Here is a 14,166-nt window from a genome sequence, read left to right as displayed (position 1 = left end):
TTAAGCCTGGTCCGGAGCAGCGACCAGCTCTTCGACCAGTGTCGCCAGCCCCAGCAGACGCCGGTCGCTCCTCCACGGCCCGTCGAGCGCCAGTCCGAACGGGAGTGTCCCCGGTCCCGAGCGCACGGGAACGGCGACCCCAGGAAGCCCGGCGATGCTGCCGGGCCCGGTGTTGCGGATGTAGGTCTCGAAGGTGGGCAGGCGCTGCCCGGCGAGCACCACCTCGGCGGTGTCGCGGTCGAGGCGTCCGGCGGGAAGCGGGGTGACCGGGAAGACGATCGCGCTGATGTCCGGGACGGCGAAGATCCGCCGGTACGCGGCGATGAGCCGCTCCTCACGAAGGCGCAGCGCGTGCTCGTACGCGGCCCGGGAGATCGCGTGGGGCGCGCCGCCGAGCAGGGACTGCTCGAAGATCATCCGCACGTCGGGGCTGGCGATCCGGCTGGTGAGCTCCTCCATCCCGGTGCCCGTCGCCGTGGCCAGGTAGGCCGGCAGCAGCCTCGCGGCCTCATACAGCGTGATCGGCACGCCGATGTCCCGCTCCACGGTGTCGAAGACCGCCGTGTCCACCGGTACGAGCGTGATTCCCGCGCCTTCCAGGACACCGAGGCAGTGTTCCCACACGGCTTGCGTCTCCGGGCCCAGCGGTGCGGTGAAGTAGGAGGTGGGCACACCCAGCACGACAGCGGTGGCCACGGGCGGTTCGGCCGGTGCCGGGTCGGCGGCGAGGACGGCGTCCAGCACGACGAGATCGCGGACGGAGGCCGCCATGGGCCCCACCGTGTCGCGGGTGCTGGACAGCGGTGTGACCCCCGCTCCCGGGTAGCGCCCGGTCGTCGGCCGCAGTCCGGCGATGCCGGTGAGCGCGGCGGGAATGCGCACCGAGCCACCGGTGTCGGTGCCGAGCCCGGCGACGGCGGCGCCGACCGCGATCGCCGCCGCCGTGCCGCCGCTGCTACCTCCGGCGAACCGGTCGGGGTCGGCCGGGTTGTGCACGGGCCCGAACGCGGTGTTGGCGCTCGTGGCGCCGAACGCCAGCTCGTGCAGGTTCGCCTTGCCGAGCACGAACGCGCCGGCCGCGCGAAGCCTGGTCACGACCTCGCTGTCCTCGCGAGGCACGAACTCCGACAACGCCACCGTGCCCGCGGTGTTGGGCATCCCGGCAACGTGGATGTTGTCCTTCACCGCGATCGGCAGACCGTGCAACGGGCCGATCGGTTCGGTCTGGTCGGCGAGGTGGGCCAGGTCCAGCGCCCGCTCGGTGAGCGTGATGAACGCACCCAGCCCTGCCGTGCGCTCCGCCTGGTCGAGCAACTGCTCGGTGAGCGTGACACTGGAGAGGCGCCCCGTGAGGAGCCGTTCGAGGCGGGTCGTCATGGTCACCGGGCTCCCGTGGCGTGGGGTGAGGGCGGTTCGGTCATGAAGATCATGCGCTCCTTCCCGTGACCTGGTGCGCCACCGGGAAGATCGCGTACCTGCCGTGCCGGCTCACCGCTCCCCAGAGGCCGCGGGGCAGGTACAGCGACACCAGGATCGCGGCCACGCCGATGATCACCAGATACCACACGCCGCTCTGCGAGAAGTACTTGTCCAGCAGGAAGTAGGCCACCGCGCCGATGATCGGGCCCTCCACCGTGCCGACACCTCCGATGATCACCATGAAGATCATCAGAGCGGAGTACTGGACCCCGAAGATCTGGGTGGGCGAGGCCACTCCGAGACTGCTGACGCAGATCACCGCGCCCACGGCGGCACAGCCCGCCGCCGACAGCACGTAGATGATCCGTTTCCCCCGGGTGACCCGGACGCCGAGAGAGCTCGCCGCGACCTCGTCGTCACGAATGGCCTGCAGGTCCAGGCCGATGCGGCTGCGCAGCACGAGGTAGGTGCCGACGACCGCGGCGACCATCACCGCCACCGCGAGCCAGTACGTGTACGCGCGCCGGAGCAGCGGGTCCTCGGTGATCGCGGTGAGGTTGCGGCCGCGGGCGGCGCCGAGCGCGTCGAAGCGGATCACGATCAGCCGCACCACTTCGGCGATCACCCAGGTCCCCACGGCGAAGTACCCGCCGCGCAACCGGAAAGCCAGGAACGACAAGGGCCAGGCGACCAGCCCGACGACCACCGACACGACGGCGGTGCCCGAGTACACGTCGAGACCGAGGTCGTTGACGATGAACAACGCATACGCTCCGAGGCCCAGGAACGCCTGCTGACCGATGGAGATCATGCCCGCGTAGCCGGCGAGCAGGTTCCACATCGTGGCCAGCGCGATGAGGTAGCACAGTTTCACCAGCTGCCCGGTGACCGAGGTCTCGACGAGATAGGGCAGGGCCACGAGCACGAGCACGACCGCCGAGAACCCGCCGGCGCCGATGATCGCGGCACCTCCACCCCGCCGCACCCGCAGGACTTCCGTCGCGTCCGGCGACACCGCAGTGCTCACGCGGTCACCTCCTTTCCGAACAGCCCCTGGGGCCGGAACACCAGCACCAGAAGGAAAACGACGTGTCCTGCCAGCAGAGGAAGGTCCGGCGACACCTGCGCGCCGACCGACTGCGCGATGCCGAGCGCCACTCCCCCTGCGAGCGTCCCCCACAGCGAGCCGAGGCCACCGATGATCACGGTCTCGAACGCGAACAACACCGTCAGCTGGCCCTCGAACGGTGTGACACCGCCCTGCCGCATCGCGTACAGGGTGCCGGCGAGCGCGACGGTGCTCAGCGCGATCACGGTGGTCAGCGCATAGACCCGCCGGTCGTCCACGCCCATCAGCCGGACGGTCCGGCTGTCGTCGGACGTGGCGCGGGTGATCCGCCCGTACTGCGTGCGGTACAGGAACAGGTGCAGCCCCGCGAGCACGAGCACCGAGGCGACCACGGTCAGCAGCGGGAACCAGCCGACCGTCAGGCCGGGTGCGAGCTGGACGCTCGCGGTGCCGAGCGCGCCGATGCCCAGTGGCACCGCGTCGTTGGAGAAGGTCTCCACCAGCGCGTTCGGGATGATCACCGACAGCCCGAACGTCACCATGAGCGGGGTGAACTCGCCCAGGCGCATGGCCCGGTCCAGCAGCACCCGCTGGACCACCCAGCCCAGCGCTCCCAGAGCCACCATCGACACGACCACCGTCAGCCACACCGGCATGCCGAGGTACGTCGCGGAGGCCGCGGCGACGTAGCCACCAAGGATCATCAGGTCGCCGTGCGCGAGGTTGGCGATCCGCATGACGCCGAACATCAACGACAGCCCGCTCGCGGCCATCGCGAAGATCCCTCCGAGCAGCACTCCCTGCACGATCGCGTTCACCCAGCTCACGAGACCACCTCCGGGGCACCGAAGTAGGCCGCCGTGACCTGCTCGCGGGTCAGCTCACCGGCGGCGCCGGACAGGACGATCCGCCCTTCGAGCACGCACGCGATCCGGTCGGCGACCTCGAACGTGCGGGTCAGGTCCTGTTCGACCAGGACGACGGTGACGCCGGTCGCGCGGATGTCCGGCAGCGAGGTGTACAGCCGGTCCACGATCACCGGCGCGAGCCCGAGCGAGACCTCGTCCAGCAGGAGCAGTCGGGGGTTGCCCATCAGCGCCCGGGCGATGGCCACGGCCTGCTGTTCGCCGCCGGACAGCCGGGCCGCCCCGCGGTCGCGGCGGTCGGCCACCAGTGGCATCAGGTCGTAGACCGTCGCCAGGTTCCACGGTCCGGGCCTGCCGGTCGCGGCACCGACCAGCAGGTTCTCCTCGACGGTCAGCGAACCGAACAGGCGGCGGCCCTCCGGCACCAGACCGATGCCGAGCCGGGCCCGCCGCACGTCCGGCAGAGCCGTGACATCACTGCCCGCGAAGGAGACAGACCCGCGAACCGGGCTCAGCTCACCCGCGATGGTGCGCAGCAGCGTGGTCTTCCCCGCCCCGTTCGCGCCCACCAGCGCCAGCAGCTCGCCCTCGGCCACGGTCAGGTCGACTCCGAACAGCGCCTGGAAGTCGCCGTAGCCCGCGTCGACGGACTCCAGTTGCAACAGGTTCACGCGCGCGGCCCTCCCAGGTAGACCTCGGCCACCTCGTCACTCGCCAGCACCTCGGCAGGGTCGCCGTCCGCCGAGATCCGTCCTCCGGCGAGACACACGAGCCGGTCGACCACCTGCACGAGCGCCTTGAGGACGTGTTCGATCCACAGCACGGTCGTGCCGCTGTCCTTGATGGACGCGATCGTCGCGACGAGCTCGTCCGCCTCCGCCTGGGTGAGTCCGCCCGCGATCTCGTCGAGCAGCAGCAGCTGCGGGCGCGTCGCCAGCGCCCTGGCGAGCTCGAGCCGCTTGCGCGCCAGCAACGGCAGGGAACCCGCCGTCGTGTTCGCGACCTTCAGCATTCCCGTCGTGGTCAGCACTTCCAGTGCCTGCTCCCGTGCCTGCCGCCGCGGCAATCCGGCGCCGCGTTCGGCCCCCAGCAGGACGTTCTCGAACACCGAGAGACCCGCGAAGGGGCGTGGGATCTGGAACGACCGGCCGATGCCCAGCCGGCACCGGTCCGCGGGCGTCGACCGCGTGACGTCGCGGCCCGCGAGCTTCACCGTGCCGGCGGAGGTCCGGGTCACGCCGGAGACCGCACTGAGCAAAGTGGACTTCCCCGCGCCGTTGGGCCCGACCATGCCGACCGCCTGGCCGCGCGGGATCTCCAGGGTCACGTCGTCGAGCACGCGCAGTGCGCCGAAGCGCACCGCGACGTGTTCCAGGCACAGCAACGGTTCCGTCACAGCGACGCCGCCTTGCCGTCCACGGCGACCTTCGGCGCCAGGCTGTTGCTGACGACCTTGAGGTCGAAGGACCCGTTGCCGCCCTTCGTCCACTGGGTACCGACCATCGGAATGGTGGCCACGTTGGGAACCGGGTTGCCGGCGCCGCCGCCGGTCCAGGACAGGTGACCGAGGACGGTGTCGATCGTCGTCTTGCCGAGCTGTGCGGCCACGGCCTGGCGGTCCTTGGGGTTGACGGCCGTGAGCACCGCGTTGGCCACCTCGAACAGCGCGTGGTTCGGGCCCAGGCCCTGGTTCCACTTGCGTCCGGCCGCCTCCCCGGACTTCTCGTAGTCGTCGGCGAGCTGACGGCCGGTCTGACCGGTGAGCGAGGAGGTGTACGGATACTGCGGCACCCACCAGCTGGCGATCGACAGGCGGTCGCCGAGGTCGTTCGGCAGCGCCGCCACCGATGAGCCGAACAGGATCGCCTTGGAGATCGTGGCGACCTTCGGCCGGAAGCCCTGCTGGGCGGCCTGCGTCCAGAACGTCGCGAAGTCGGGCGGGGTCGGCACGCCCGCGAGGATCTCCACGCCCTCCTGCTTGAACCGGGCGATGATGGCGGAGAAGTCCTTGGTGCCGTTCTCGTAGGCGCCGGGGTCGACGAACGTGAACCCCTGCGTGGCCGGCTGGCCGCGGTAACCGTTCGTCGCGTCGCGGAAGGCCGCGCCGTCCGTGTCGTTGGGCCACAGCACACCCACCTTGCGGTTGGTGTCGAACAGCTTCCAGATGTCGCTCTCGACCGTGGCGACCTGCTCGATGCCGTTGAAGAAGTGGTAGGTGTACTTGAACGTCTTCGTCGGCGAGCCGCCGCGACCGAAGAAGTACGCCTGCCACGGCTCGATCGTCGAGACGCACGGCACGCCCTCGGCCTCGCACTTGTTCGCCACCGGGTGCACCGTCTCCGGGGTCGCGGTGACGAGCACCAGGTCCACGCCCTGCCGGGAGACGAGTTCGTCGGCGACGGTCGCCGCCTGCTGCGGATCGGATCCGGTGTCGCGGTCGAGGACCTCCACCGAGTACGTCGTGCCGCCCGCCGTGATCCCCTTGCCGAAGAACTCCCTGACCTGCTTGAGGAGGTAGGCGTCGGACTCGGCGAAGGCGGCGTAGGCGCCGGTCCGCGGGCTGACGTACCCGATCTTCACAGAGGTGCCGGAGCCGCCACCGGCACCCTTGAGGCCGGCACCGCATGCCGACAACACCGGCGCGGCGCCCACGGCCACGGCGCCGAGTCCCGCCGCACGCAGCAGGGCCCGCCTGGACATCGGGTTCGCAAATGGTTCCATGGGAGCTCCTCGGGAGCGGCCGGGATGGGCTGGGAGGCCGTGAAGTTAAGCGGCGGTGTGCCGTACCGACAGGGCTCGTCTCGCATAGCGAAACGACGGCGACCGTCCACTTTCGACCGACCTTCCCGGCGCCGGCGCCGGGCTTCGCGTCCGCCGTCTCGCATTGCGAACCGTCCGGTTGTCCGGCAGCCGGTGGCGTCCTAGCGTCGGCGCTCCACTGCACGCCTCGGAAGGGATCGCGCCGGTGCCAACGGTGAAGAACGCCAGCCTCCAGGTCCTACGCCGGTCCGGGCTCACCACACTGTTCGCCAACTTCGGTTCCACCGAGGTCGCGCTGCTCTACGGCCGTTATGCGTTCACGGACCGGCTGCCGGCACAGGCCGGTGCGGCCGAGCCGGCCTGCCTCCGTTCACCGAGGTGAGCGTCACGGCCCCGGCGCGCGGCTTCGGTTGCCCGGCCGAACGCGTCGACGACCATCCGGGCCTCCTCGCGGCACTGGCCGCCGTGCCGCCGACGCCGGCCGGCCGCCGGGAACCCCTGCTCCTCGAAGTGGCCGTCGAGCCCGACGCCCACTACCGCGCATGAACGCCACCACGGAAGGGACACCGGTGAAGGTAGTCATCATCGGAGGTGCCGGCGGCATCGGCTCGTCGGTCGCCTTCAACCTGCTCTGCGCCGCGGGCACCTACGAGGTGGTGCTGGTCGACACCAGACCCGACATGATCACCAGCCACACCATGGACCTGGAGAACGCGGCCGCGCTCGGACGCGCCGCGACGACGGTTCGCGGTGGCACGGCCGAGGACGCCCTGGACGCCGACGTCGTGGTGCTCAGCGCCGCGGTGCCCCTGCGGCTCAACAGTTCTCGCCTGGTCTTCCTCGCCGACAACGCCCGGATCGTCGAGGAGGTGCTGGCTCCGCTGGCGGGTTCGCGGTTCACCGGCGTGGTGCTGATGCTGACCAACCCGGTCGACCCGCTCATCACGCACGTGCACCGGCAGGGCTGGCTGCCCCGGCGCCGGCTGATCGGTTACACGCTCAACGACAGCCTGCGCCTGCGCACCGGGATCGGCCAGGCACTCGACCGGCACCCCGGCGACGTCGGCGCGTGGATGCTCGGCGAGCACGGTGACGACCAGGTGCCGCTGTACGGCCGGGTCACCGTGGGCGGGCAGCCCGTCACGCTGACCCCGGGGCAGCGCGACGCGGCGCAGACCTACGTCGACACGTGGTATCAGCGCCATGTCGCCCTCGACTCCGGTCGCACGTCGACCTGGACCACCGGGCTCGGCACCGCCCGCATGATCGAGGCGATGGCCACCGAGTCCGGCGCGCTCCTGCCGGCCTCGGTCGTCCTCGACGGCGAGTACGGGATCTCCGGAGTCAGCCTCTCCGTCCCCGTCGTGCTCGGCCGCAAGGGCCTCGACCGGATCGAGGAGTGGCGCCTCACCGACTCGGAGCGCGTCGGCCTGGACCGCGCGGCGGCACGGGTCGAGGACACCGTCGCCGAACTCCGCCGAGCCTGACTTCGAAGGCCCCTCTGCGCACTGCCTGGAAACCCGCCTGACACCACACCCCATCCGCCTCAAGGAGAATCCATGTCAGACACCTGTCGTGTGGCCGTCGTCCAGGCCGAGCCCGCCTGGCTCGACATCGAGGCCGGCGTCGAGAAGACGATCTCGCTCATCGACGAGGCGGCCGATGCCGGTGCGGCGCTCGTGGCCTTCCCGGAGACGTGGCTGCCCGGTTACCCGATCTTCCTGTGGCTCGGCCCGGTGGTCTGGCAGATGCCGTTCGTCGCCCGGTACCACGCCAACTCGATCAGCGTGGACAGCCACCACCTCACCACCATCCGCAAGGCCGCCCGCCGCCGCGGCATCATCGTCGTGCTCGGCTACAGCGAGAAGGTCCACGGCAGCCTGTACATGGCGCAGACGATCATCGGCACCGACGGCGAGGTGCTCCTGCACCGCCGCAAGCTCAAGCCCACCCACGTGGAACGCAGCCTGTTCGGCGAAGGCGACGGCAGCGGCCTCAAGGTCATCGACACCGAGCTCGGTCGCCTCGGCGCGCTCAACTGCTGGGAACACCTGCAGCCGCTCAACAGGTACGCCATGTTCGCCCAGCACGAGCAGATCCACGTCGCGGCCTGGCCCGCCTTCGGCCTCTACAAGGACATCGCGCCCGCGATCGGCTCCGAGGCCAACATGGCCGTCAGCCAGACCTACGCCCTCGAGGGCGGCTGCTTCGTCCTGGCCGCCACCCAGGTCATCAGCGAAGCGGGCATCGAGGTCTTCGCGGGCACCGACGAGCAACGCGCGCTCATCACCGCCGGTTCGGGCTGCTCCAGGGTGTACGCGCCGGACTCCACCCTGCTGAGCAAGCCCCTGGACGAGCACGCCGAGGGCCTCGTGCTGGCCGACCTCGACCTCGCGCTGATCGACCTCGCCAAGAACGCGGCCGACCCGGCGGGACACTACGCGAGGCCGGATGTCACCCGGCTCCTGCTCGACACCCGGCCCTCCAGTCCGGTCATCTCCCCCGAGTTCGCGAACGAGCCGCTGTTCCCGGACCTCGACGAGATCACCGACGAGACCACTGTGGACGGTTGATCGGTCGCGAGAGCGGGTCTGGCCGTCCTCGTGGGTGTTCCGCCTCCGCACGCGGAGCACCCGCGCACCGGCTCGGCGACCCGGCAGGTTGTCGAGCACAGCCGGTCGAGACGGCATGGGTGTGCTCCGCCCGCCCCCTGCGGGTCCCCGCTGGACCCGACGAACCGCTTGCGAACAACGGTCTGGTCTCACGACGACTCTGGTCGTACTCTTCCACCTACCGAGTACTCGGTTGGTGGAAGTCAGTCGTCAAAGGAGACGCCATGACCGTTCCCGATTCGGCCCCTCCCGCCTCAGCAGTCCCGTCCTCTCCGGCCGACCGCACGGATCGGGCCCGGCCCGCCGTGGTCGCCGCCATGGCGATCGCGCAGTTCGGCCTCTTCGTGGGGCTGCTCGCACCGGTGACCGTGAGCCTCGCGCTCAAGACCCGGACGCTCGTACCCGGAACCGAGGCCGCCGCGGTCAACGGCAACGTGCTGGCGGTGGCCGCGCTGTTCGCTCTCGTGGGCAATCCCGTGATCGGGCGGCTGTCCGACCTGACGACCTCGCGGTTCGGGCGGCGGCGGCCGTGGATGGCCGGAGGCGCGGTCGTGTTCGTCGGGGCGATGCTGATCGTCGCGCTGGCCCCGTCGGTGACGGTCATGCTCGCCGGCTGGTGCCTGGCACAACTGGCAGGCAACGCCGTCCTCGCGCCGTTGCTGGCGACCATCGCCGACCAGATTCCGCAGTGGCAGCGCGCGTCGGTCTCGGCCAACCTCGGCGTGATGCAGAACGTCGGCATCCTCGCCGCCGCCTACATCGCCGCCCTGTTCGTCGACAACATGGTCGCGCTGTTCGTGGTGCCCGGTCTGCTCACCCTCGTCCTCGTCGGCGTGTACTGCGCCGTGCTGCCGGACAAGCCCATCACCGAACGGCCCGACACCGGCGGCTGGCTCGCGCTGCTGCGCACGTTCTGGGTCAACCCGGTGCGCCACCCCGATTTCGGGTGGGCCTGGCTCTCGCGGTTCCTGGTGTTCCTCGCCTACTTCCTCTTCATCAGCTTCCGCATCTTCTACCTGCAGGAACGAGTCGGCCTCAGCCCCGCCGCGGCGGCGAGCACCCTGGGGCTCGGTGCGCTGGTGTTCACGGTCGGCATGGTGATCACCGCGAAGGCGGGTGGCGTCCTGTCGGACCGGACGGGACGGCGCAAACCCTTCGTCGTGATCTCGATCCTCCTCCTCGCTCTCGCGTTCGCCCTGCTCGGCGTGGTGACGACGGTTCCGGGCTTCCTGATCGTCGAGGCGATCATGGGGATCGGGTACGGCATGTACTGGTCAGTGGACACCGCGCTCACCGTGGACGTCCTGCCGGATCAGGAGAACACCGCGAAGGACCTGGGCGTCATGAACATCGCCAACGCCCTGCCCCAGTCGCTGGCCGCCGCGCTGGGCGGCATCCTGCTGGTGATCGGAACCGGCGGCCCCGCGACCAACTACACGGCGCTGTTCGTCGGCGCCGGCGTCATCGGCGTGCTCGGCGCGCTGGCCATCCTTCCCATCCGTTCGGTGCGATAGGACTCCCCGTGGACATCGAAACCTTGCTGGACAAGCTGGATCTCCCGGCGATGGTCCGGTTGCTGACCGGCGCGGCCATGTTCGAACTCCACGGCGAACCGGCCGTCGGCCTGAAGCCGCTGGTGTTCTCCGACGGCCCCTCCGGCGTCCGCGGCCCCGTGTTCTCCGGTGGGCGCGCGGTCGCGCTGCTGCCGAACGCGACTCTGGTCGCGTCCACCTGGGACACCCGGATCGCGCACGACGTGGGTGCCCTGCTGGCGGAGGAGGCGCGCGAACAGGACGTCGACGTCGTGCTCGGCCCGACCGTCAACCTGCACCGCACACCGCTGGGCGGCAGGCTGTTCGAGGCCTTCTCCGAAGACCCCCTGCTGACCGGTGCGCTGGCCACCGCCTACGTCCGCGGGCTGCAGGAAGGCGGAGTCGGCGCCTGCCCGAAGCACTTCGTGGCCAACGAGGCCGAGACGGACCGGACGAGCGTGGACTCCAGGATGGCCGAACGCGTGCTGCGCGAGGTCTACCTGCTGCCGTTCGAGATGCTCGTGGCCGACGCCCAGCCGTGGACGATCATGGCCGCCTACAACGACGTCAACGGCGTGCCCTCCACCGAACACCGCGAACTGCTCGACGGTGTGCTGAAGGGCGAGTGGGCGTTCGACGGCCTGGTGATGTCCGACTGGTTCGCCACGAAGAGCACCCTGGCCGCGGCGAACGGGCTCGACCTGGTGATGCCGGGCCCGGAGGGACCGTGGGGCGACGCGCTCGTCGAAGCGGTCCACGCCGGCGAGGTCAGCGAGGACGCCGTCCGCGACCACGTCCGCCGTCTGCTGCGACTCGCCTCCCGCGTCGGCTGCCGCACCTCCGCTCCCGCGGCCCTTCCCGCGCGCGACGAACACCTCCGGTCGATCGCGGCCTCCGGCATGACGGTGCTGACCGGCGGCGACGTGATCCCCTTCGAGGAGGCACCGGTGCTGCTGGTCGGCAGGCACGCCCTGCGGACCGTCGCCCAGGGCGGTGGGTCCGCGCAGGTCCGGCCGCCGCACGTGGTGAGCATCGCGGACGGCCTGCGCGCCGCACTCGGTGATCGTCTCACCGTGCTGGACGGGGTCGAGGTGCGTGCGACGCCCGAGCCCGCGGACCCGGCGTTCGTCTCGGACCCCGACACCGGCGCGCCCGGGATCCGGGTCACCAGCCGCCAGGCCGACGGCGGCGAGCAGGCCTCCACCTACCACGCGGTGCCCTCCCTGCTGCTGGATCTGGAGGGCGGGCCGCACGACGGCGCCGCGCACGTGGTCCTGTCCGCGGATCTGCCCCTGACCCACACCGGCGAGGTCGAGGTCGGCGTGATCGGCACCGGCCGGTGGACCGTGAGTCTCGGCGACCGCGACCACGAGGTCACCGTCGCCCCGGCGGACGCCATCTCGGCGGTCCTCGACCCTCCACACTGGACCGTACGGCTGCCCGCGGTACCCGGCGGGCGGCTCGTCGCCACCCGGCGGCCGCCGGACGAGGGCAGGCCCGCCAGCATCGTCGCCCTGGTGGCTCGCCCCGTGCCCCGTGCGGACGAGGACGCCATCACCGCGGCCGCGGCAGCCGCGGCCGGCGCCGCACGCGCGGTGGTCGTGGTCGGACTGACCCCGGAGCAGGAGATGGAGGCCAAGGACAAGACCACCCTCGCGTTGCCCGGTCGCCAGGACGACCTCGTCCGGGCGGTCGCAGCCGCCGCACGCAGCACGGTGGTCGTCGTCAACGCGGCCACGCCGGTCCTCATGCCGTGGCTCGAGGACGTAGATGCCGTGCTGTGGGCCGGGCTGCCGGGCCAGGAAGGCGGGCACGCCGTCGCCGACGTGCTGCTCGGCCGCCGCGAGGCCACCGGACGGCTGGTGACCACCTTCCCCGCCGCGGACGGCGACGGCCCCGCGTGGTCACCCGTTCCGGTCGACGGCGTGCTCGAGTACGCCGAGGGCCTGGGCGTGGGGTACCGCGGCTGGGCGCCCGACAGCCCGCTCTTCTGGTTCGGCCACGGGCTCGGCTGGACCACGTGGGCCTACCACGACGCCGAACCGGACGGCCCCGACGCGCTCGTCGTCACCGTCGAGAACACCGGGACCCGCACCGGCCGGGAGGTCGTGCAGGTCTACCTGCGGCCCGACGACGACCCGGTCCGGCTGGCCGGCTGGGCGGTGGCCGACGACGTCGCACCCGGAGAGCGCCGCAGTGTCCGGGTCACGCTCGACCCGAGGGTGCTCCGCCGCTGGGCACCCGACGGCTGGGCGCCGATCCACGGCGGGCGGCTGGTGGTCGCCCGCGGCCTCGGCGACGTGCGGCTCGACGTGGCACGCCCGTCACCGGCGGATGGGTAACCTCGTCATCGTGTCGTTCCCCCGCCAGTACCGCCACACGCTCACCGGCCGCGCCAGCGCGGCCGGTGACGAAGCGCGGACGCGCGTCCTCGAGGTGGCGCTGGACCTGTTCGCGGCGTCCGGCTACCGGGGGACCTCGGTGGCCCAGGTCGCACAGCAGGCCGGCCTCAGCCAGGCCGGCCTGCTGCACCACTTCCCGTCCAAGGTCGCCCTGCTCACCGCCGCCCTGGAGTACCGGGAGGAAACCGAAGGCACCCGCCTCGAGGTCGAGGGTGCGGCCCCGCTCGGATGGGCCGCCTTCGACGCACTGACCGGGCTCGTCGCCCGCAACGCCGCCCGGCCGTCCATCGTGCGCCTCTTCGTCACCCTGTCGGCGGAGGCCCTCGACCCGGCACACCCCGCGCACGAGTGGATCCTCAACCACTACGACAGCCTCACGACCTGGCTCACCGCCGCCGTCGAGTTCGGTCGCGAACGGGGAGAGTGCCGCTCCGACACCCCGGTCGACACCCTGGTCCGCCTCACCATCGCCACGATGGACGGCCTGCAGCAGCAGTGGCTCGCCACAGGCGCGGGCTTCGACATGGCCGAGGAGTTCCGCCGCTACGTCGAGAGCCAGAAACGCACCTGGAAGGCCTGACTCCACGCCCAGCCGGATCACGCTGCTGCAGGTTCATACTCGTTGATCAAGCCCCAAGCACTCGCCGACGACGTACGGATCTACAGCCGGGGACTCCAGCTGACTGATCGGGTCGTGGCGGACAGTGGTGTCGCACTCGGTGTGGTCGCCGCTGGTTGTAGTGCGACACGTAGCGGTTCTGCACTGACTCCAGGTGACACTCGTTGATGATCAGTCCTCGGTTGGCTTCGTCCATCCCTCTGGAACTGAACAGGTGGCTCAGGAGTGCACGCTGTAGCGCAACGGTCGAGTGAGGACGTTGCTCCCTCCACTTCGGACGCTGCAACGCACAGCGTCGAAGTACTAGCGCCCGACTGGCCACACGCGACACTTGGCAGTCGTGGTTCCGCTGGACGGCGGCGGGAGAGTTCGCAGGTTCAGCTCTGCTTGCGAGCTCGACCGCGAGGCGCGGCGGCGGCCGGCGTGCGGAGGTCTTCGAGAAGCTCCATCTGACCGGTGATGACTCCGGAGAGGATGCGCCTGGCGACGGCGAGCAACTCCGCGACATGAGGGCTGGTCAGCGAGTAGAAGACGTTGGAGCCTTCCTTGCGGGTGGTCACGAGTCCGGCGCGGCGCAGCACCGCCAGCTGCTGGGAGAGGTTGGCGGCTTCGATTCCGACCTCAGGCAGCATCTCCGCGACGGAGTGCTCGCGCTCGCTGAGCAGTTCGAGCACCCGGATGCGTGCGGGGTGGCCGAGTGTCTTGAAGAACTCCGCCTTGACTTGATAGAGGGGCCTGCTCATCGAAGCCCCTTTCCGGCCGGCCGTCGTCATGGTGCTGATCCTCCCTGCTTGATCCCTGTTGTTGCGACTCGGGATGCGTTTCAACGGGGTTCAGCAGTTGCTAATCTTACCAAGTAAGCAACCCTGGTCGCCTCGCACGGCTGT

14 protein-coding genes are annotated in these 14,166 nt (G+C 70.7%); 7 read left to right on the top strand and 7 right to left on the bottom strand.

What is annotated here, in order from left to right; all coding sequences use genetic code 11:
* From ACSHWB_RS35865 to ACSHWB_RS35840, 6 genes are read right to left on the bottom strand one after another with little or no spacing between them, the layout of a single operon-like run.
* On the bottom strand, positions 1-1,377 hold the full coding sequence (locus ACSHWB_RS35865) for an amidase family protein (protein ID WP_439657738.1): 1,377 nt from the start codon (positions 1,375-1,377) through the stop codon (positions 1-3).
* Between the two features lie 49 nt (positions 1,378-1,426).
* Positions 1,427-2,446 (bottom strand): branched-chain amino acid ABC transporter permease, encoded by a 1,020-nt coding sequence (locus ACSHWB_RS35860; protein WP_439657737.1) that lies wholly within the window; start codon positions 2,444-2,446, stop codon positions 1,427-1,429.
* Positions 2,443-3,315, bottom strand: a complete 873-nt coding sequence (locus ACSHWB_RS35855; protein WP_439657736.1) for a branched-chain amino acid ABC transporter permease — start codon at positions 3,313-3,315, stop codon at positions 2,443-2,445. Before ACSHWB_RS35855 ends, ACSHWB_RS35860 begins: the two co-directional genes overlap by 4 nt.
* Positions 3,312-4,025, bottom strand: coding sequence for an ABC transporter ATP-binding protein (locus ACSHWB_RS35850; protein WP_439657735.1), 714 nt, complete (start codon positions 4,023-4,025; stop codon positions 3,312-3,314). The genes ACSHWB_RS35855 and ACSHWB_RS35850 overlap by 4 nt, the downstream gene beginning before the upstream one ends.
* A complete protein-coding gene (locus ACSHWB_RS35845; protein ID WP_439657734.1) occupies positions 4,022-4,750 on the bottom strand; it encodes an ABC transporter ATP-binding protein in 729 nt (242 codons plus the stop codon). The genes ACSHWB_RS35850 and ACSHWB_RS35845 overlap by 4 nt, the downstream gene beginning before the upstream one ends.
* Positions 4,747-6,075, bottom strand: coding sequence for an ABC transporter substrate-binding protein (locus ACSHWB_RS35840; RefSeq protein ID WP_439657733.1), 1,329 nt, complete (start codon positions 6,073-6,075; stop codon positions 4,747-4,749). Before ACSHWB_RS35840 ends, ACSHWB_RS35845 begins: the two co-directional genes overlap by 4 nt.
* Positions 6,076-6,328: 253 nt before the next feature.
* Between ACSHWB_RS35840 and ACSHWB_RS35835 the strand changes: the two genes are divergently transcribed.
* The 7 genes from ACSHWB_RS35835 (at position 6,329) to ACSHWB_RS35805 (ending at position 13,240) form a co-directional block, all read left to right on the top strand.
* A complete protein-coding gene (locus ACSHWB_RS35835) occupies positions 6,329-6,496 on the top strand; it encodes a hypothetical protein (RefSeq protein WP_439657732.1) in 168 nt (55 codons plus the stop codon).
* Positions 6,493-6,660 carry a hypothetical protein gene (locus tag ACSHWB_RS35830; RefSeq protein WP_439657731.1) on the top strand — a complete coding sequence of 56 codons (168 nt, stop codon included), beginning with the start codon at positions 6,493-6,495 and terminating at the stop codon, positions 6,658-6,660. Before ACSHWB_RS35835 ends, ACSHWB_RS35830 begins: the two co-directional genes overlap by 4 nt.
* A 23-nt stretch (positions 6,661-6,683) precedes the next feature.
* Complete coding sequence (locus tag ACSHWB_RS35825; protein WP_439657730.1) at positions 6,684-7,601, top strand: malate dehydrogenase; 918 nt, start codon at positions 6,684-6,686, stop codon at positions 7,599-7,601.
* A gap of 72 nt (positions 7,602-7,673) precedes the next feature.
* The gene (locus ACSHWB_RS35820; RefSeq protein WP_439657729.1) at positions 7,674-8,687 is read left to right on the top strand and encodes a carbon-nitrogen hydrolase family protein; all 1,014 of its coding nucleotides are present in this window, start codon (positions 7,674-7,676) and stop codon (positions 8,685-8,687) included.
* Positions 8,688-8,950: 263 nt separating this feature from the next.
* Positions 8,951-10,240, top strand: coding sequence for an MFS transporter (locus ACSHWB_RS35815; RefSeq protein WP_439657728.1), 1,290 nt, complete (start codon positions 8,951-8,953; stop codon positions 10,238-10,240).
* A gap of 8 nt (positions 10,241-10,248) precedes the next feature.
* A complete protein-coding gene (locus ACSHWB_RS35810; RefSeq protein WP_439657727.1) occupies positions 10,249-12,600 on the top strand; it encodes a glycoside hydrolase family 3 C-terminal domain-containing protein in 2,352 nt (783 codons plus the stop codon).
* Positions 12,601-12,610: 10 nt separating this feature from the next.
* The gene (locus ACSHWB_RS35805; RefSeq protein ID WP_439657726.1) at positions 12,611-13,240 is read left to right on the top strand and encodes a TetR/AcrR family transcriptional regulator; all 630 of its coding nucleotides are present in this window, start codon (positions 12,611-12,613) and stop codon (positions 13,238-13,240) included.
* A gap of 416 nt (positions 13,241-13,656) precedes the next feature.
* Here ACSHWB_RS35805 and ACSHWB_RS35800 read toward each other — a convergent pair whose 3' ends face one another.
* Complete coding sequence (locus ACSHWB_RS35800) at positions 13,657-14,022, bottom strand: ArsR/SmtB family transcription factor (RefSeq protein ID WP_439657725.1); 366 nt, start codon at positions 14,020-14,022, stop codon at positions 13,657-13,659.
* Positions 14,023-14,166: the final 144 nt, after the last annotated feature.

This window comes from Lentzea sp. HUAS TT2, assembly GCF_051853195.1.
In the GTDB taxonomy this organism is placed as follows: domain Bacteria; phylum Actinomycetota; class Actinomycetes; order Mycobacteriales; family Pseudonocardiaceae; genus Lentzea.
Note: the sequence above shows the minus strand (reverse complement) of the source record. Positions and strands in the feature narration are given on the sequence as shown.

Excerpts from the sequence above, each read along its gene's own strand:
- ACSHWB_RS35865 (WP_439657738.1), bottom strand. The coding sequence starts at position 1,377 with ATGACGACCCGCCTCGAACGGCTCCTCACGGGGCGCCTCTCCAGTGTC.
- ACSHWB_RS35820 (WP_439657729.1), top strand. The coding sequence starts at position 7,674 with ATGTCAGACACCTGTCGTGTGGCCGTCGTCCAGGCCGAGCCCGCCTGG.
- ACSHWB_RS35840 (WP_439657733.1), bottom strand. The coding sequence starts at position 6,075 with ATGGAACCATTTGCGAACCCGATGTCCAGGCGGGCCCTGCTGCGTGCG.
- ACSHWB_RS35815 (WP_439657728.1), top strand. The coding sequence starts at position 8,951 with ATGACCGTTCCCGATTCGGCCCCTCCCGCCTCAGCAGTCCCGTCCTCT.
- ACSHWB_RS35800 (WP_439657725.1), bottom strand. The coding sequence starts at position 14,022 with ATGAGCAGGCCCCTCTATCAAGTCAAGGCGGAGTTCTTCAAGACACTC.